The following is a 19,491-nucleotide window of genomic DNA, read 5'->3' on the forward strand; positions in this document are numbered from 1 at the left end:
AGACAGCAAAAAATAGGAGGAATTAAAAAATGTATCAAAAAAGAAAACGTTTTTTTGCTATAACAGCAATATGTTCTATGCTTTTAAGTAATGTATGTGCGTATGCTGCTGAGCTGGATATGAATTTGTATTATGATGGAAAAACACATCATTATAAAGCAGAAGAAGTAAATATTGTAATTAATGGAGAAGAAATGATTGTAACAGATATGCCACCTGTAATATTGGAAGATAGAACACTTGTACCAGCAAGAGATGTTTTTGAAACAATGGGGGCAGAAGTGGCTTGGAATGCACAGACAAAAGAAGTTTATGTAAAAAAAGAAAGTGATGTTGTAATATTAAAAATTGATGATGAAATTGGTACAAAAAATGGTATTGCTTTTACAATGGACGTTCCAGCAAAAATTATAAATGATAGAACAGTAATACCAGTAAGAGTAGTTTCGGAAGCATTGGGTTGTGAAGTAGGCTGGGACGCAAAAAAAAGAATAGTAACAATAGAACAAAAACAACAAGAAATAGAAAATACCGTTGAAGATGAAATTGTTGACGTAGATATAAATGAAAATATAGATATTAGTTTAGATGCAAATACAGATGTAAATAATAACACAAACACAAATAACAATACAAATACAAATAACAATACAAACACAAATAACAATACAAACACAAACAATAATACAAACACAAACAATAATACAAATACAAACGATAATACAAATACAAACGATAATACAAACAACAATACAAATACAAACAATAATACAAACACAAACAACAATACAAATACAAACAACAATACAAACACAAACAACAATACAAATACAAACAACAATACAAATACAAACACAGAAAATAATGCAACAAATGTGCCAACACAAAATAGTAAAGTAACAAATGTGATTGTGCCTGCTTCTGCTAGTGCACCACAAATATTTACTATTACAACATCAGCACAAATTGCAAAATATCAAAATGTGTATGTAGATGATACTAGAATAGTGTTAGATATTTATTATGCTGAAAAAAATTTACCAAGTGATAATATTACTGTTACAACAAGCCCATTTGTGTCAGCAATACGTTCTGCACAACATGATATGGAAGGTGTTACAGTAACAAGAGTGGTATTGGATTTAAAAGCACCTATAAAATATCAATTAACACAAAGTGAAGATAAAAAGAACTTGATTGTTTCATTTCAAGAAAGTGTTGTACAAAGTTTGACAAAAACAAGTAATGGTACAATAGATACCATACAAATTACAGGAAGTGCACCACTTACAGCAAATGTTAGTACACTTTCTAGTCCAAATAGAGTAATTATTGATATACCTTATGCAACATCAAATTTAGAGCCAAATCCATCTGTAGAGGGATTAAGTCAAATTTTGGCAATCCGTACAAGTATGTATGAAGAAAAAGTTGCTCGTGTGGTATTGGAAATAAAAGATACAGCAGAATATGATATGTCACAAAATGGAAATCATATTATTGTAACAGTAAAGAAATCTACATTAGAAAATATTTCTTATGATGCTTCTAAAAAAGCGTTGGTATTGAAAAAAGTAATGCCTTTTGATGTGAATGGTGTAATACATACAGACAATTATTTAAAAAATCAATATAAAGTAACATTACCTTCTGATTTTACAAGTGTATACGGCTATGGTACAATGAAATTGCCTTATGAAGGTGTATCAAGTGTAACTGTAGCGAATGAAGGCGGAAGAACAACATTTTCATTTTCAGAAAGCAATATTAGAGCCTATACTATAACAGAAGATAGTAATAATTATTATATCAATATTAAAAATCCTAAAGAAGTTTATTCTAAAGTAGTGCTGTTAGATGCAGGACATGGAGGGAATGACCCAGGAACAAGCGGAAATGGAATGAATGAAAAAGATATTACATTGTCTATTGTGAATAAGGCATATGCCTTGCTTCAAAATACAGATAAAGTAAAAGTGTATTTAACAAGAAATGATGATAGTAGACCAGAAAATAGACATAGAGCAAATACAGCAAATGATATTGCTGATGTTCTGATTTCAATACATATGAATTCTGCAAGTCCCAATCCATCACCAAATGGAACAGAAGTACTTTTTGTAACACATACCAATGATGTGCAAGGAAGGCTAACAAGCCAAATTGTAGCTACAACATTGCTTCAAAGAACAGTCAATGCTCTTTCTACCAATAATAGAGGATTAAAATATGATACACAACATCAAAAGAATTTGATATTATTAAATTCTACAACAGTACCTGCTGTTATAGTAGAAACGCTGTTTTTATCTAATCCTGGAGATGCTCTGAAAATTTCAAATACTGCAAACCATGATAAAATGGCACAAGCAATATATGACAGTATTATAGAATTGGCTGATAAATATACATGGAGATAACATTAAAAAAGCGTTCCGATAAAATTCGGAACGCTTTACTTTTATGCTTTCCACATGATGTTACTTGTGTTTCCCATATCAAATACTTTTTCTTGTTTTAAATAATCTCTTGCAATATCTAATGCTTCGCCAAATCTTTGAAAATGTACAATTTCTCTTTCTCTTAAAAAGCGTAAAGGTGCTAATACTTCTGGGTCGTCTGTTAAATCAATTAAATATTCATAAGTGCTTCTTGCTTTTTGTTCTGCTGCCATATCTTCGTATAAATCTGTAATAGGGTCACCTTTGGATTGTAAAGCGAGTGCAGAAAAAGGTACTCCAGATGCAGCAGAAGGATATACTCCTAAGCCATGATTAACATAATAACTGTCTAAACCACTGTCTATAATTTGTTGTTTTGTAAGTCCCCTTGTAAGTTGTGCTACAATTGTTCCCATCATTTCTACATGAGCAAATTCTTCTGTAGCAATATCATTTAATGTAGCTTTTGCTTCTGGAGTTACCATAGTAAATTTTTGACTAAGATAGCGTAATGATGCACCAAGTTCACCATCGGGGCCGCCATATTGTTCTATCATAATTTTTGCTAATCTTGCATCTGGTGTTGTAATTTTAATAGGAAATTCTAATTTTTTCTCATAAATCCACATTTATTTACACTCCTTTCCTGCAAGGGAATAATTAAATTGGGACTGCCAAGGCCAAGGATTATTTTTCCACTGCCAATTTTGAACATCTGAGGCATAGCTTCTAAAAGAACACAAAGGACCAAAAGCATCTTCATATTTTGCTCTTACAGTATCAGCTGCTACAATTACTTGATTATAAGCTTCTATTGCTTCTGTATCTTCAGGGTGTGTATTCAAATATAATCCTAAATCAACTGCCATAAAATCCAATTGAGTTAAACTATTTAAAAGTTCTTCTCTGTTCATAATAACCCTCCTTTACAAAAATTTTGTTAAATTACTGCCCTGAATATAAGGCTGTACTAAATCGCCAAAAGCAGTACCACAAACTAAACTTTGTTCTTGTGTCATAGTATTTGCATTAGGCTGAGGAGCAACATAAGCCTGTGCTAAACCAATTTTGTTTATAAGCCAAGCATTACAATCCATTTGTATTATTGTGTCAGAGCCTGTTGTAGTTCCTGTTATATTACCTGGTATGTTCTGGCAAGGGCATCTTCTTGCTTCCATAGCAGAAACAGCATTTTGTTCCATTATAAAATCGTCACACATTTCTTTCACAATAAGCCCTCCTTTTTTTATTGTTTTTACATTAACTAAAATATGCGTTAATAAAAAATGTGTGCTTATCTACTATGACAAAGAAATGAAAAACAAAATAAATAAAAAACGTGTCAATACTATGACACGCTTTAAAAAAATATTTTTATTTATTATATATTTGCCCATTTTGTATAGCGACCACAGGTTATTTTTACATTTTTACCTGGTTCTATCCATTCAATATTTTGTTCTGGAATTTCTAATATTTCAAACAATGTATTGATAGTAATGTACATTCTGTTGTCTTTTATTTCAGCAGCTTCTTCCATTTCTTGCACTGTACCATTTATAAACATTTTGTTGCTACCATTTGTAAATGAAATATCTTTTGCAGTTTCTCCCCAAAATTTGAGTGTTGCAGTAGAAGCTTGATTATCCCAAGCAGTTTCTAAAAATTCTGATGTACCTCTAAAACGTGGTATAGATTGTAATGCTATCATCATATGACCATTTTTTTCATAAACAGCAATACTTTTTTCGTTTTCTTTGTCGTTATGGCTGTTGCGATAAAATACAGTGCCGTCATATTGTGTAGATACCCTGAATGTTTCTTGATTTTTGGCAGCAGTGAATACATTGACAAAAAGTTTGTCTTCTATTTCAAGGGGAAAACCCATTACACTACGAAAATACCAAAATAATTCTTTTTCTCCATTTTCTAGATATTTGGAACTGCTATTAAATAGCATAGCAAAATCTTTGTCGCATAAATATATTTCATCGTCTGTAATATCTGGGGGCATATAAAGTCCTCTTTTGATACCATTGACACCATTAATATAAAAATCTCTGCTATCTTGATAGAATGTAAAATTATTTCCTTCAAATGAAATCGTTACATTGTTTGCTTCTTCATCTTTTAGAAAGAGTACTTTTTCGGTATAATTAGAATAATCGTGCTGTGCAATTTGTTTAAATTCATTTTGCATCAATTTTTTCATTGTTTCCTCTGAAATATCACTGTAGTTATTTTTTATAAATTCTCTGTATTCTATTTCTCTGCCAACTGCTTCCCTAAAAGGTATCATAATGTAATCATTTTTAGCATAAGGCATATGTTCAAATGTAATATCAATATCTTCCTCTCCTCCATAAGCAGTATCATCTAAAGGAGTAGAACCATAAATGCGAATTGTCTGTTTTAAGGAAATACTACCATCTTTTTGTAATGTTGCAATATAAAAGCTATAAGGTAATATCTTTCTATAGATTTGTTGTGCTATATTTTGTTGCGTTTGAGAATGTGGTGTTGTTTCAAATGTTACATTTTCAATACCTGTCGTTTTAATAAAAAGTGCTTTGTTTTGCTCTGTCCATACTGATGTACTGCCTGCACTTAAACCGTTATTTTGTTCACTAATTGCTACATAATCTAGTTTTAACTCGTCCCATATTTTGTCTGCTTTATTTTGTCCATCTATCAGCTGTGCCATGGTATATTTTGCAGGAGAGTCTAATACAATATCTGCATTAGGTGCGACATCTAAAATAATATCTTGTACTTGTTTTGTGTCAATAGGTTTTATATGCAATACGTCCTCTTTGACATATGCCCCACCATACATACTATCGCTGAGCCTATTCAGTACAGTGTCCCAACCATCTCTACTAGCAAAACAATTTACAGTGTTTGATAAAAGTAATACAAAAGTCAATAACAATGTTTTTTTATTCATAATTAACACTCCCCTAACTTTTTAATAATAATACTATTGGAATATATTTTATTATAGCATTAACAATATTATAATAGTTTAATTTTAGTAATATTGTAATATTTTTTAATATAATTTTAAGAAAAAAATGGAATGTAATAAAGCGTTCCCATATTGAGAACGCTTGTCAAGTATTATTTATCTTTTTCCCTTATCATAAATTTCTCCCAAAGCACGAGGAGAACGATTATGTTTAGAAAAGAATATCAACAAAAGTAATGTAAGAGCATAAGGCAATATCATAACCAAATCAGAATAACTACTTGGCATTTGTAATATTTGTACAATACGATAACCTCCAGAACGAGCAAAGCCAAAAAGCAAACACGCTCCTAATGTAGGAAATATTTTCCAGTTTCCAAATATCAATGCAGCAATAGCCAAATAGCCATATCCTACATAAATAGCAGAAGAAAAATTAGCGGATATAGAATAAGCAAAACTAATGCCTGCAAGCCCAGATAATGCCCCTGAAGCAAGTACAGCTATAAAACGTATTTTAGCCACATCAATACCAGCGGCATCTACTGCATGAGGATTATCACCACAGGCCCTTAAATATAAACCATATTTTGTTTGGTAAAGTAAATACCAAGCAATTACTGCAATAATAACAATAATAATTTCAAAAGGATATATATTTGTAAATACAGCACCTAATAAAGGTATGTCAGATAATACAGGAATTGTCCAGCGAGAAGAAACCCCTAGTACAAATTTATCAGAAGGTGCACCAAATACAACTTTATTGACTTGTTTTGTCAAAAATGCAGTAAGTGCCATAGCTAAAATGTTTATTACTACACCACTAATAACTTGATTTGCTTTAAATTTAATACAAAGTAGTGCATGTATACAAGCATAAGCCATACCACCTAACACTGCAAAAACAATAGCAATATAGTAAGGAATTTGAGAGTTTGCAGAAAAATGACTTGCTAATAGTACCGCTGCTAATGCTCCTACAAAAGCACCAAAGCCTTGTAGACCTTCTAATGCTAAATTAGTAATGCCGCTTTTTTCACTGTAGATACCACCTATTGCCATAATAAAAAGTGGCAATGTAAAAGATAAACCATCTATAATTACTGTATTCATTTTTCTGCCTCCTCTCTTTGCTTTTGAACTGTGGTTTTTTGTTGTGAAGTAATGTCATATTCTAATGTTTTAATTTTATATTTCATATAAGCACCACAAGCACTAAATAAAAGTAGTATACCTGTAATAACAGAAGCGATTTCTGCTTGTATGCCAGAGGCAGAGCTCATATATGTGCTACCCTTGCTTATTACAGTAATGAGAAAAGAAGAAAACAATATACCTATAGGATTGCTATTACCCAAAAGAGAAACTGCAATTGCATCAAAACCTGTACTAACCAATACTTTAGGTTGTATAGAACCAAAATAACCTAAATAATATGTTACACCTGCAAGACCAGCCAAAGCACCAGAAATTACCATTGTTAATACCATATTTTTACCTACATGTATACCAGCATATTCTGCTGCGGTAGGACTTGCTCCTGCTGCTTTCAATTCATAGCCCAATGTCGTTCTATCAATTAAAAATTTCATAAAAAATGCAGTAATAATAGCTAAAACAATACCAAGAGGAATATCCATTTTTAAATTACCTACTAATGTATCCATAAGTGTCAAACGAGAGGCTGCACTTACAGAAGCTGATTGACGAGAAACAGGGTCTACAAAATAGGTATTTATAAAAAAGCTGAAAACATATTGTGCTATGTAATTGAGCATAATAGAAGAAACTACTTCATTGATATTAAAACGATATTTTAAAAAACCTATTAAACCGCCTATGCAAGCACCTGCTATAATACCCACTATAATGACAAGGGGTTTTGCGACAGGAGAGGGAAGTTCACTATATCCTACTAATATGCTAGCAAAAAAACCAGCAGTTAACATCTGTCCTGAAACACCAATATTGAATAATCCTGCTTTTAATGCAACTGCTACAGCAAGAGAAGCAAAAAGCATAGGTGTCCAAGCGTTTAAAAAACTTGTAAAATCTGTTAAAATACTTTTATAGCCTGCATAAGAAGGTTTCGGTAAAATTCCAGAACCTTGCAAAAGATTTTGATAAGCCATAAAAGGGTTTTTTCCTAATGATGCTATAATCGCTGCCCCCACAATTAAACTAATAAATATAGCAAAAAGAGGTATGGTAATAGATTGATATTTTTCATTACCAAAACAGTTTACAAAGAGTTGTTTTATACCACCTTTTTTATTTTTCATGATTTCACCCCCATCATAAACTGACCAACTTCATTTGTAGTTAATTCTTTTGCAGGTGCAATTTTTTGCATTTGACCATTATAAATAACACCTATAGTATCTGCACAATTCATAATTTCTTCTAGTTCTAATGATATAAGTAGTATAGCGTGTCCTTTATCACGCTCACCTATAATTTGTTTGTGTATGTTTTCTATTGCACCAATGTCTAAACCGCGTGTAGGTTGCACAAATATCATAAGAGAGGACTGTAATTCAATTTCTCGAGCTATAATAGCTTTTTGCTGATTACCTCCACTCATAGAACGCACAATTGTTTTGCCGCCTTGTCCACTTCTGACATCATATTTTGAAATCAGTTTTTGACCATAATTTTCAAATTCTTTTTGTTGTAATATTCCTTTTTTAGAAAAAGGTTGTCTAAAATAATCTTTTAAAGCAATATTATTATCTAGTGTAAAATCCATAACCAAACCATAATGGTGTCTGTCTTCTGGTATATAAGAGATACCTTCTAATGTTCTTTTTCTAATAGATAAATTTGTAATATCTTTTCCATTTAGTATCACTTTTCCACTATGTATTTTAGCAAGTCCTGCAATAGCATCAGCAACTTCTACTTGACCATTTCCTGAAACACCTGCAATAGCAAATATTTCTCCTCCTCTAATAGAAAAAGAAACATTTTTAACAACATCAAATCCATTGCTGTTTTTTACTGTCATGTTTTCAACTTTTAATATTTCCTGTTGAAATACAGGTTCTTTTTTTTCTGTTTGAAAAGATACTTCACGTCCTACCATAAGATTAGCCATTTGTTTGGTAGAAGCAGTTGCTACATCTAATATATCAATTAATTTTCCTCTACAAAGTATAGCACATCTGTCAGCTACTTTTTTGATTTCTTCTAATTTGTGTGTAATAAGTATAATTGTTTTTCCACTATCTCTTAAACTTTTTATAATTTCAAGTAAAAACTCAATTTCTTGAGGTGTTAAAACGGCAGTAGGTTCGTCGAATATCAGTATTTCAGCCTCTCTATAAAGCATTTTAAGTATTTCTACACGCTGTTGTATAGAAACGTTAATATCTTCTATTTTTTGTGTAGGGTCTACTTCTAAACCATAATGTTTTGAAATTTCTGCAATATTTTTGTTAGCTGTTTTTAAATCTACATAAGGAAAAATACCAAGTGCTTTTTTTATAGGCTCTATACCCATAATAATATTTTCTGTAATAGTATAATTTTCAACTAATTTAAAATGTTGATGCACCATGCCGATGTTTAATTTTGTAGCATAATTAGGAGAAGTAATGCGTTCTTTTTTGCCACGAATATAAATTTCTCCTTCATCTGGCTCATACATACCAAAAAGCATACTCATTAATGTTGATTTTCCTGCACCATTTTCTCCAAGTAATGCAAATATTTCCCCTTTTTTGATTTGTAATGTCACATCGTCATTTGCAATAATACCCGGAAAACGTTTTGTAATGTGTTTCATTTCTACAATATAATCTGACATTTTCTCCCCTCCTCCAAAAACAACAAAACATATTAGTAGTACAAAATTGTTTTATCAAACGAAAAAAGCCGTCCGCTGTTTGGGCAGACGGCAAATTTTTTGCGGTAGCTATTTCAAAAATGTATCAGCCTAAATCTTCTGGCAATATGCCGTTAAAATTAGCTGCTGGAACAACTGTACCATTTTTTACCAATTCATAAACTTCATCTAATTTTGTAATTGTGTCAGCAGAAAGTTGATTTCTGCCTTCTTGTTTAACATAGCCTGTTGAGTCTGTGTCAGCACCAAGTAAATCATTTTTACCTGTGAATGTACCGTCTATTACTGCATTCAGTTGTTTTTCTACATTTTTGTCCATTACTTTTAATACAGATGTCAATACAATATTGCTATCACCGTTTGCACCATCATCATATTGGTCAACATCACAGCCTATTACTTTTACATTACTTGCTTCTTTTGCAGCTGTGAAAACACCATTTCCAGAACCACCTGCAGCTACAAATAATATATCACAGCCTTCATTAATAAGAGCATTACCTACTACTTTTCCTGTTGCTTCATCAGCAAATGTACCAACATAATTACCACCTACATTAGCACCTGTTACGTCTGTACCTGCATAAGAAGCAATTTCTACTACTTCTGCACTTGTGCCTAAATTTTTATTTGCATAGTTTACACCAGACTCAAAACCATATTGATAATTTACATTAGAAGGATATGCAATGCCATTTACAACAGCTACTTTGTTAGATTGTGTTTCTAGTGCAGCAGCAACGCCTGCATAAAAACCGCTTTCTTGCTCTGCGAATGTCATAGCATATATATTTTCAGTATTAATTTCTTGTCCTTGTGCATCTGTTGGATTGCTGTCTACTAATATAAAGTTAACATTAGGGTTGTCCTGTGTAATTGCACCAATTCCTGCAAATTGGAAACCACAACAAACAATAACATTATAGTCTGCAACAATGTCTGCAACAGCTTGTACTGCGGCTGCTGTGTCACCAGACTCTTCTTTTACAGGTGTAACACTAGCATCTGGGTGGTTTGCAATAAAACTCTGTATGCCTTCGTAATTGTTTTGATTGAAAGAACCATCATCTACACCAGATGGACTACTTACAATAGCAATTTTTAAACCACCTTCTGATGTAGAAGTGTTTTGACCATTTTCAGTTTGTTCTGGAGCAGGAGCATTATTGCTACCTCCACAACCTGCGGCAAACATAGAAAAGGCCATAACACTGCAAAGCAGTAAGCCAAGCACTCTTTTTTTCATTTTTAAATTCCTCCCTTAAAAAAATGATAAAATTTAGTAACTATTTTGTGTGTTAATATTGGTAATCACACTATAAATAAAATATACCACAAATATTTTGTGCTGTAAATGAAAGTATTGTAATAAAAATAAACTTTGATAGAGAATATGTATAATAAAAAAGACTGTACTAGAAATGTGATATTTTACTAGAACAGTCTTTTTTATTTTGTTAAAAATAATTAGCACAATCCTAAGCTGATTAATAATGCTCTGTTTATTCTCTGCATAACCATACCATCTAAATGACAAACTTTCTCACGTAATCTTTTTTTGTCAATCGTTCTAATTTGCTCTAAAAGTATAACAGAGTCTTTTGCTAAAGCATAATCTTGAGCTGATAATTCTATGTGTGTAGGCAATTTTGCCTTATTAATTTGCGATGTAATAGCAGAACAGATTACAGTAGGACTGTATTTGTTGCCTGTATCATTTTGTACAATCAATACAGGTCTGATACCCCCTTGTTCGCTGCCTACTACTGGGCTTAAATCTGCATAATAAATATCTCCTCTTCTTACAATCAATTTGGCTCACTCTCCGCTATTTCTGGCTTGGATTACCGAGCCGTCAGGCGTTCTCACAATATTTACTTTTTTAATATGTACTTCACCGCCTGCTTTTCGGTTTAATAGAAGTATTTCCAGCAGACGATGATATTATACCTTTTGTGTAAAAAAGGCTTTTTATAGTATGACATATTATTCTGTAATTTTAAATAAATTGTCATCTAATGCAACATCATATTCAAATGTATGATAACTTAAATGATATGTTTCATTTCCTTCGTCATCATATATTATAAACTGTATAGGCTTTAGTGTTTCATTGTCTACCCATAATTTTTCTGTTGCAGTATATTTATTTCCTCCAGGAATAACGGCTTCTAAAACAGTGCAACGACTTTCGTCTAATGCAGCTGCTTCTACACTTACTCCTTCAGACTGCATATAGTTTTTTAAAAACTGTCCTAAAAATAATTCATTTCTTTGTTGATTTTGTGGTATTTCTTTTATAATTTTGGAAGATACCCTTGGATTAAACTGACATATTTTTTCGCCATCAAATATGGTATAATTTCCTGCTACTGTTTCTGGTGCAGTAATTTCTAGACGATATTGCCCTGTTGATTTAAAATATTGAGTTGTTTCATATGTATTGTTGCCTTTGTTAGAATAACGCTCCATTGTAGCAGTACATTGATAGTTTTGCATTTCATTGAGTTGCTTTTGTATTTTTTCCATTTCTGTCATTTGAGATTGTTGTGTCAGTTTATTGCAGCCTGCAAATGTAATAGACAAACAAGCGATACATAAAGCACAAATTGCTTTTTTCATTGTCCTCTCTCCTTTTTGTTCATTCTTTATTACTTATATGGAAGGATATAACAATATAGAACAAAAAAGACTTATATGCTTTATTACGTTATTGTGTGATGTCAAAAGTAGTATGGTTTTTGTATAATAATTTACAAAATTTCACAAATTTATATTTTTTTCACTCTTTTCTTTTAAAAAGACTATTTTTTTGTTATAATACTACAAATAAGGAATTATAAATTATAATTGTCACGCTTCATTAACAGAACAGGAGAATTATTATGACAAATTGTTCAGATTTTGAAAAAAAGCATAAAAAGCTTTTAGAATTTTTTAGTAAGAGTTTTTTTGAAGTATATAATCGAATGGATAAAGAAGTGCAGTCAACTTTATTAGAATTTGCACCAAACTTCTTCCATAGATGGTATGTTTCTGCACTTATTCCAGAAACAAATTTATCTCCTTCTGTGGCTTTTCGTATAGATTTTTCAAAAGAATTTTCAAAAGACAATATATATACTTACACAATAATTTTAGATAAAACACAAAAAGATATGCCTAAGTTTGAATATAAACTATTAGAGTATTCTTTACAAAAACACCCTTTTATTGAGGATTTAAAAATTATATTAAACTATTGTGAACCTGATTGTGAAATGACAGAAGACGGCAATTTTTTAGAAAAAGATGAAATCAATTTATTACAAAAAATTTCAAAAAAGGAAACAGAATATTTACATTATTTAACAAAACTTTTGCATACTATGGAATTTTTAAAACCTTTACCATCTATACATACCATACGTGTGCAAACTGATGAGAGGGCAAAGTGGGTATTTAAAAAAACAACAGACCAAATATTAGATTATATTGTTCATTTTGTAATTAGAATGGCATGTTATGAAATAACAGAAGCTGTAGGTGCAGAGCAGGGCTGTTTCCACTATGATATGTTTTATAATTTTTTGCAAAATAATATGGATACAGAGGATATTTTTATAAAACTTTATGAGTGTATTGATATTGATATTTCTCAAATATGGGAAGTGCCTTCTTTAGAGGAATTTTCAGAGGAACAGTCTGCAATTGCTTCTTCTTTTTTCTACATAGGTATTTTATTGGATAAATGGTTTTTGACTCCTTTAGGAAATTATTTACAAATAATACAACCAACTTATTATTTACCTTTTTATTTTATTCCTGCATTTAATCGCATCTCAAATTTAACAATAGCAAAATGTCCTTTACAATCAGAGCTATATTCTCCTTGCTCTGTATATGACTTGACACCAATAGGAGAGGCAATTCTAGGAAAAAAAGGGAAGAAACAACCTTTGCCAGTTCATATAGATTTTTATCAAATAGTAGATGCCATTATTCAACATTCAGAATTAAATTTATTTGAAAGAACAATACAACAGCAAGGTATCAATATTAGTACACTTGTATGTCCAATTAAAATTACTATTGTAAAACATCCAGATTATTGGAAAATAATGGAGGTGTTAGATACTACTTCTTTGTATGAAATATGTAGTGAAATTTGTTCTATATTTGATTTAGTAGATGTTTTTACTTACAGTATTACAGCACAGCATAAAAATAGCTTTCCTCTCTTTCAGGGCAGCCCTTTAAAACATAAAAGTCAAGAACCTTCTCCTTTTTTGCCTGTTTCATTTTCTGCAGGAGATGTCCTCTATTTTACACCAGACAAAGATAAAAGCAAACAATTAAAATTAGAGTTTTTACCAAAACAGAAACAAATTCCTTTTATACTATATCCTCGTTTAAGAAAACAGAGTAGTGTTATGAAAGTAAATCCATTTGACATTGATTAATTTTATTAGAAAGAAGTGATAGAATATGATGCACCAACACGGTGGAGATTTAGACGCCATACAAAATAAATATCATATACCTAAAAATGAAATTATAGACTTTAGTGGAAATATCAATCCTTTGGGATTTCCAAAAAGTGTAAAGCAACAATTGGTAAATAACTTAGATATTATTTGTGTTTATCCTGATAAAAATTATACAGCACTTCGCAAGGCAATCAGTAATTATACAGGAGCAGATATAGGACATATTGTAGTAGGAAATGGTTCTACAGAATTGATTTCTACATTTATTAAAATTGCACAGGCAAAACAAACATTAATAGTAGCACCTGCTTATTCAGAATATGAAAGAGAAGTAACACTCTGTGGTAGTAGTTATTGCTATTTTGCATTGAAAGAGGAAGAAGCATTTTGTTTAAATGTATCAAGATTAATTTCAGAATTGACATCAGAAATTGGTCTTTTGATATTGTGTAATCCAAATAACCCAACAGGAACAGTTGCTACAAAAATACAATTAGAACAAATATTGCAACATTGTAAACAAAATCATATTTCTGTAATGATAGATGAAACATATATGGAATTTTGTGAGAATTTAGAAGAATGTTGTGCTATTCCACTTGTTGAGAAATTTGATAATTTGTTTGTGATTAGAGGAACATCAAAATTTTTTGCTTCTCCTGGCATTCGCTTAGGCTATGGCATTTCAAGTAATGCTGTATTTCTGGAAACACTCAAAAAAAATCAGGACCCTTGGAGTGTAAATAGTATTGCTGCTTTTGCAGGAGAATTGCTTTTTTCAGATAAAGAGTTTATACAACAAACAAAAATGTTGATTTCTGCAGAAAGAAAACGTTGTATAGAACAGTTAAAACAGTTTCAAAATATTACTGTTTATCATTCTAGTTCTAATTTTATATTACTGAAATTGAAAACAAATGTAATTAATTCTCATGAATTGTTTGAAAAACTGATACAAAAAAAATTATTGGTAAGAGATGCGTCTTCATTTACATTTTTAGATGATACATTTTTACGTTTTTGTATTCGTATGCCAGAACATAATACTGCATTGCTTGAGCAGTTGAGGGAATTAGTAGAACAGAAAAAATAAATTTATTTGGAAAAAATTTTTTTCATAATTTTTTAAAAATGTCACATATTAATCATCATGAAATGAAATTACAAAGTACCTTTTGACTTATACTATGAAAGGAGTCAAAACAGTGTGTATTATTACAGAAGCGGAAATGATACAAAATCTTTGTATTATAAAAAAAACATTAGATGAAGTAAAACAAACAATAAAAAATATTGTTTTTATAAATAATGAAGCATTTTTTGGTTTTTTAAATGAATTACATTGTACTAATAACGAAACTGTTTCTGAAGTATTAAATAAATTAGAACATTGTATTCCTTTTGCATTAACAGAGGAAAGTTTTTCACTTTTTATGTCTTCATGTCATTCAGAAGATGCTGAAAAAATGGAAAATTTCAGAAAAGATTTTATAAAAAGCTGTAAAAATGATTTTTTGCTATTATTATATACCATATCAGATAAAGAGCAATGGGATAATATTGTAGAAAATTGTGAAATGCTTCGCAGAAAAAATTATACTATTATGGAAGAGAAAAGAATGGAGCAATTATGATTTATAATGATGGAAAACCGTATTATAGTTTAAATAATGCTTATAGGCAAAAATTTGGTAAAAAAGCAGTTAAAATTTCACTAAATGCAGGTTTTACCTGTCCTAATAGAGATGGAACATTAGATACAAGAGGCTGTATATTTTGTAGTGAAAAAGGTTCTGGAGATTTTGCAGCAAAAGGTAGTAGTATAGCAGAACAAATAGCATATGGTAAAAAGCAAAAAAAATGGCAGGGACAATCTCCCTGCTATATTGCTTATTTTCAAGCATTTACAAATACTTATGCACCTGCCACAGTACTAAAACAGCTTTATGAGCAAGCAATTTATTGTGATGATGTAGTAGGAATTTCTATTGCAACACGTCCAGATTGTTTAGAAGAAGATGTATTGTGTGTTTTAAGTGAAATAAATGAAAAAACAGATGTTTGTGTAGAATTAGGATTGCAGACAATAAAAAAAAGTTCTATAGAATTGATAAGAAGAGGATATCAAAATGATGTTTTTGAAAGGGCAGTATTAGAACTGAGTAAAAGAAATATAGAAATTGTAGTACATATTATATTAGGATTACCTCATGAAACAAAAAAAGATATTATGGATACTATACAATATATTAACCAGTTTCCTATAAAGGGAATAAAATTGCAGTTGCTTCATGTGCTGTGTGATAGTGATTTAGCACAATATTATAGAGAGGGGAATTTTGAAACGCTTTGTATGGAGAGTTATGTAGATATTGTTTGTGATTGTATAGAGCATATACGTCCTGATATTGTAATACATAGATTGACAGGAGATGGAAATGGAAAAAATTTAATTGCTCCTTTATGGAGTAAAAATAAAAGACTTGTACTCAATACTATACATAAAACACTCAAACAAAGAAATGCTTTTCAAGGTAAGAAATATATAAAATAATAAAAAAATATCTTTCATGTAGGTAGTGAGATGATAAAATAGTTGTTTCTATTTGCTTTTTAGTATATACTAATGGTATGATTTTAATATTAAAAGGTGGTGGCAACAAATGGATTATTCTATCAGTCGCTTAGCTGAAAGTAAATTAATATTGTTGTATTTGATTGAAAAAATAGGTTTTCCTCTTTCTAATAGTGAAATTTGTCAATTTTCATTAGAAAAAAATTATATGGATTACTTTTCTGTGCAACAGTATCTTTCAGAATTAGTAGAAGCACATTTGTTGGAAAAAAATAAAAATAAAAATCATACCCGTTATACTTTAACAAAAGAAGGAAAAGGAATGATAAACTATTTTGTATCTCACATTCCAGAAAAAGTGAAAAATGAAATAGATACTTATGTACAACAAAATAAAAAAAGAATACATACAGAGTCAGAAGTAACAGCAAAATATTATACAGAACATAATAGCGATTATGATTATGTTGTAAAATGTGGTTTAAGTGATAGCGATGGTACCAATATTATGGAAATTAGTGTACCTGTAGCGACACAACAACAAGCAAAAATTATTTGTAATAATTGGAAAGAAAATGCAGGTCGTTTATATGGCAGTATATTAAATATATTAATAGGCGATGAAAAATAAATGTAAAAGCATTGAGAATACTTATTCTGAATGCTTTTTTGATTGGTAATTATTACAATTTTATTAAAGTTTTATGAATATAGATGAAAAAATGTAAAAATTATGTTACAATGACTGCCAGATAAATTTTGTAGAAAGAAATGACAACGAGGAGGAATAATCACATGAGAAAAAGGCATTTTTTCATGAAAAAAATAATAGGGCTTGTGTTAGCAGGTAGTATGTTATGTTCTGCATGGAATGTACAAGCATTTGCAGCAGAAATATTGCATGACCAAATAAGTACAGAAATCGTTACAAAAGGGGTTACATATGAAAAAAATCATAGATTTACAACAGAAGGCTGGCAAGATATTCATGTATTAAAAATAGATTTGAATGACCCTAATTTAGTATTTCAACCATTGGAGTCCCAAACAGAATATGGTTTAAAAGAAACACTTTTAAAAATGGTAGAAGATACAGGAGCAGTAGCAGCAGTAAATGGGGACTTTTTTGGTATGAAAGGAGAATATTCTGCATCATTTGGCCCAGTAGTAAGAGATGGAAATATCATTTCAGCAGGAACGGATAGAAATTTAGATAAAAATGAATATTCTACTTTTTTTATAGATAAAGAAGGCAATCCTTTTATAGATTTTTTTAGAATACAAGCTGATTTTTATGCAGGAGAATATGGTCATTTAGAACTTGCTTCTTTTAATAAAATTACAGAAATGAAATATCCTATCTATTTTGATAAAAATGCAGCAGCATCTACAGCAGATTTAGATGCACGTTTTGCAGATTTAGTAAAATTTACAGTACAAAATGATACCATTACTGCAATTTCTCAAAAAGGAGAAACTGTTAATACACCAGAAGATGGTTATTTAATTATTATAAGTGGAGAATACTATAATGATTTGTGGGAATATTTTGTAGAAGGACAAACTACAAGATTAGATATTAGAGCAACATTGGACTTAAATACAATACAGACAGCAATAAGTGGCATAGGGAGAATATTGGTTGATGGAGAAAAACCAGAAGATGCAGGACTGCTTATAAAAGGTAGACAACCAAGAACAGCATTGGGTATTACACAAGATAGTTCTACATTGATATTGATGGTAGTAGATGGTAGAGGAGATAGTATCGGTGCAACAAATGAAGAAATGGTTTGGCTTATGAGAGAATATGGTGCTTATAATGCTATGCACTTTGATGGTGGTGGTTCTTCTACTATGGTAGCAAAAACAATAGAACAACAAGCAACAGAAGTCAAAAATACTGTTTCTGAAGGAACACAGAGAAAAATTATAAATGGTTTGGGAGTATTTAATAATGCACCTATAAGTGAATTATCACAGATTGAATTAAAAGTAGAAAATGATAGAGCGTTTATAAATAATAGTATAACATTATCTCCTAAAGGATATGATGAATATTTTCATGAGATTGCATTAGATGAAAGTCAAATTATGTATTCTTTAGAGCAAGGAGAAGGCGTATTTCATGGAAATAGTTTTATACCAACAGTAGAGGGTGATATACAAATAAATATGGCATATCAAGATAAAACCGCTACAGCAACAATCAAAGCAATGAAAATAGCTTCTATTGAAATAACACCAAATGAAATTTATTTATTGCCAAATGAAAATACACCATTACAAATAAAAGGAATAAGCACAAATGGATATACAGCAGATGTTTCGAATGATGTGCAATATACAGTTTCTGGTGAAATAGGTAATGTAGATGAAAATGGTATTTTTACAGCAAGTGCTGTACCATCAAAAGGATATATTACAGCAAGTGTTGGAGAAAATATAAGCTGTGCTGTGCCTGTAATAGTATGGCAGCAACCAGAAGAAAATATAGAACTACCTTGGACACCAGAACCAACAAAATTATATGATAGTCACCAGCAACAGATACAATATGCAGAAGATGGTGCAATTTATGTTAATATTGTAGGGAAAGTAACATCAGCCACAGCAGAACCAGAAATTTATACAGCAGAACAATCAAAAGTAAAAAATGCAGTAGAAAGTAATGCTAATTTTGCTGTTTATGGAGGCAAAACAGATATTACACCAAGTATTGACACAATACAGTGGAATGGAGAATATCAGTTCCAAAATAAAAATGGTGTAAGTGTTGTAATGATGACAGCAGCACAAGGAGGATTTCGAGTAACAAACCCAGCACAATGGATTTCATTCCAAAATGATATTGTACAAGCTGGAAATCAAGCGGTTGTGATAGTAATGGACAAAACACCTTCTGTATTTGAGGACGCTCTGGAAACAATGTTATTTAGTAGTGTTTTGTCAGAGTTAGAACAACAGTCAAAAACAATATTTGTTGTATCTGCTTCAGGTCAAAAATGTTGGTCTAGTATAAAAGATGGTATTCATTATATTAATTTACCAGATTTGTTTTTAGAAGATGGTAGTGTAAATACAGATTTTAGTATATTAAAATTGCGTATTGTAGGAGAAGAAATTACATACGAAATGTCAAAAATAGCATAAACAAGCAGTAAAGTTTATGATTTCTGTTGTAATAT

Annotated in this window: 17 protein-coding genes; 7 read left to right on the forward strand and 10 right to left on the reverse strand. The window is 30.7% G+C overall.

What is annotated here, in order from left to right; genetic code table 11:
* Window positions 1-29: 29 nt before the first annotated feature.
* Window positions 30-2,420, forward strand: coding sequence for an N-acetylmuramoyl-L-alanine amidase family protein (locus C820_RS06680; RefSeq protein ID WP_004038774.1), 2,391 nt, complete (start codon window positions 30-32; stop codon window positions 2,418-2,420).
* 41 nt (window positions 2,421-2,461) lie between these two features.
* On the opposite strand, the gene C820_RS06685 is transcribed toward C820_RS06680, so the two are convergent.
* The 10 genes from C820_RS06685 to C820_RS06730 form a co-directional block, all read right to left on the reverse strand.
* Entirely contained in the window at window positions 2,462-3,070 is a 609-nt protein-coding gene (locus C820_RS06685; protein WP_004038772.1) for a manganese catalase family protein, read from the reverse strand.
* Window positions 3,071-3,355, reverse strand: coding sequence for a spore coat protein CotJB (locus tag C820_RS06690; protein WP_004038770.1), 285 nt, complete (start codon window positions 3,353-3,355; stop codon window positions 3,071-3,073). It lies immediately after the preceding gene.
* Between the two features lie 12 nt (window positions 3,356-3,367).
* A complete protein-coding gene (locus C820_RS06695; RefSeq protein ID WP_004038768.1) occupies window positions 3,368-3,670 on the reverse strand; it encodes a spore coat associated protein CotJA in 303 nt (100 codons plus the stop codon).
* 152 nt (window positions 3,671-3,822) lie between these two features.
* On the reverse strand, window positions 3,823-5,388 hold the full coding sequence (locus tag C820_RS06700; RefSeq protein ID WP_004038766.1) for a stalk domain-containing protein: 1,566 nt from the start codon (window positions 5,386-5,388) through the stop codon (window positions 3,823-3,825).
* Window positions 5,389-5,565: 177 nt separating this feature from the next.
* A complete protein-coding gene (locus C820_RS06705) occupies window positions 5,566-6,525 on the reverse strand; it encodes an ABC transporter permease (RefSeq protein WP_004038764.1) in 960 nt (319 codons plus the stop codon).
* Entirely contained in the window at window positions 6,522-7,694 is a 1,173-nt protein-coding gene (locus C820_RS06710) for an ABC transporter permease (protein WP_004038762.1), read from the reverse strand. Before C820_RS06710 ends, C820_RS06705 begins: the two co-directional genes overlap by 4 nt.
* Window positions 7,691-9,220 carry an ABC transporter ATP-binding protein gene (locus tag C820_RS06715; RefSeq protein WP_004038760.1) on the reverse strand — a complete coding sequence of 510 codons (1,530 nt, stop codon included), beginning with the start codon at window positions 9,218-9,220 and terminating at the stop codon, window positions 7,691-7,693. Before C820_RS06715 ends, C820_RS06710 begins: the two co-directional genes overlap by 4 nt.
* 124 nt (window positions 9,221-9,344) lie before the next feature.
* On the reverse strand, window positions 9,345-10,505 hold the full coding sequence (locus tag C820_RS06720) for a BMP family lipoprotein (RefSeq protein WP_004038758.1): 1,161 nt from the start codon (window positions 10,503-10,505) through the stop codon (window positions 9,345-9,347).
* A 221-nt stretch (window positions 10,506-10,726) separates the two neighbouring features.
* Window positions 10,727-11,071 (reverse strand): type II toxin-antitoxin system PemK/MazF family toxin, encoded by a 345-nt coding sequence (locus C820_RS06725; RefSeq protein WP_004038756.1) that lies wholly within the window; start codon window positions 11,069-11,071, stop codon window positions 10,727-10,729.
* Between the two features lie 174 nt (window positions 11,072-11,245).
* Window positions 11,246-11,881, reverse strand: a complete 636-nt coding sequence (locus C820_RS06730) for a LolA family protein (RefSeq protein ID WP_004038754.1) — start codon at window positions 11,879-11,881, stop codon at window positions 11,246-11,248.
* 263 nt (window positions 11,882-12,144) lie between these two features.
* Here C820_RS06730 and C820_RS06735 point away from each other — a divergent pair, with 263 nt between their 5' ends.
* The 6 genes from C820_RS06735 (at window position 12,145) to C820_RS06760 (ending at window position 19,456) form a co-directional block, all read left to right on the forward strand.
* Complete coding sequence (locus tag C820_RS06735; protein WP_004038752.1) at window positions 12,145-13,701, forward strand: hypothetical protein; 1,557 nt, start codon at window positions 12,145-12,147, stop codon at window positions 13,699-13,701.
* Between the two features lie 25 nt (window positions 13,702-13,726).
* Entirely contained in the window at window positions 13,727-14,821 is a 1,095-nt protein-coding gene (locus C820_RS06740) for a pyridoxal phosphate-dependent aminotransferase (protein ID WP_004038750.1), read from the forward strand.
* Window positions 14,822-14,933: 112 nt separating this feature from the next.
* Window positions 14,934-15,362: a hypothetical protein gene (locus C820_RS06745; protein ID WP_004038748.1), complete on the forward strand. Its 429-nt coding sequence runs from the start codon at window positions 14,934-14,936 to the stop codon at window positions 15,360-15,362.
* Entirely contained in the window at window positions 15,359-16,282 is a 924-nt protein-coding gene (gene mnmL / locus C820_RS06750; protein ID WP_004038746.1) for a tRNA modification radical SAM protein MnmL/YtqA, read from the forward strand. Before C820_RS06745 ends, mnmL begins: the two co-directional genes overlap by 4 nt.
* A 109-nt stretch (window positions 16,283-16,391) precedes the next feature.
* Complete coding sequence (locus C820_RS06755) at window positions 16,392-16,934, forward strand: DUF4364 family protein (RefSeq protein WP_004038744.1); 543 nt, start codon at window positions 16,392-16,394, stop codon at window positions 16,932-16,934.
* Between the two features lie 164 nt (window positions 16,935-17,098).
* Entirely contained in the window at window positions 17,099-19,456 is a 2,358-nt protein-coding gene (locus tag C820_RS06760; RefSeq protein WP_004038742.1) for a phosphodiester glycosidase family protein, read from the forward strand.
* The last annotated feature ends 35 nt before the right edge of the window (window positions 19,457-19,491 follow it).

Origin of the sequence: Clostridium sp. MD294 (genome assembly GCF_000364165.2) — a bacterium.
In the GTDB taxonomy this organism is placed as follows: Bacteria; Bacillota; Clostridia; order Lachnospirales; family Anaerotignaceae; genus Coprocola.

Coding starts and splice junctions, on each gene's coding strand:
- C820_RS06680 (WP_004038774.1), top strand. CDS start 30: ATGTATCAAAAAAGAAAACGTTTTTTTGCTATAACAGCAATATGTTCT.
- C820_RS06685 (WP_004038772.1), bottom strand. CDS start 3,070: ATGTGGATTTATGAGAAAAAATTAGAATTTCCTATTAAAATTACAACA.
- C820_RS06690 (WP_004038770.1), bottom strand. CDS start 3,355: ATGAACAGAGAAGAACTTTTAAATAGTTTAACTCAATTGGATTTTATG.
- C820_RS06700 (WP_004038766.1), bottom strand. CDS start 5,388: ATGAATAAAAAAACATTGTTATTGACTTTTGTATTACTTTTATCAAAC.
- C820_RS06705 (WP_004038764.1), bottom strand. CDS start 6,525: ATGAATACAGTAATTATAGATGGTTTATCTTTTACATTGCCACTTTTT.
- C820_RS06710 (WP_004038762.1), bottom strand. CDS start 7,694: ATGAAAAATAAAAAAGGTGGTATAAAACAACTCTTTGTAAACTGTTTT.
- C820_RS06715 (WP_004038760.1), bottom strand. CDS start 9,220: ATGTCAGATTATATTGTAGAAATGAAACACATTACAAAACGTTTTCCG.
- C820_RS06720 (WP_004038758.1), bottom strand. CDS start 10,505: ATGAAAAAAAGAGTGCTTGGCTTACTGCTTTGCAGTGTTATGGCCTTT.
- C820_RS06730 (WP_004038754.1), bottom strand. CDS start 11,881: ATGAAAAAAGCAATTTGTGCTTTATGTATCGCTTGTTTGTCTATTACA.
- C820_RS06735 (WP_004038752.1), top strand. CDS start 12,145: ATGACAAATTGTTCAGATTTTGAAAAAAAGCATAAAAAGCTTTTAGAA.
- C820_RS06740 (WP_004038750.1), top strand. CDS start 13,727: ATGATGCACCAACACGGTGGAGATTTAGACGCCATACAAAATAAATAT.
- mnmL (WP_004038746.1), top strand. CDS start 15,359: ATGATTTATAATGATGGAAAACCGTATTATAGTTTAAATAATGCTTAT.
- C820_RS06755 (WP_004038744.1), top strand. CDS start 16,392: ATGGATTATTCTATCAGTCGCTTAGCTGAAAGTAAATTAATATTGTTG.
- C820_RS06760 (WP_004038742.1), top strand. CDS start 17,099: ATGAGAAAAAGGCATTTTTTCATGAAAAAAATAATAGGGCTTGTGTTA.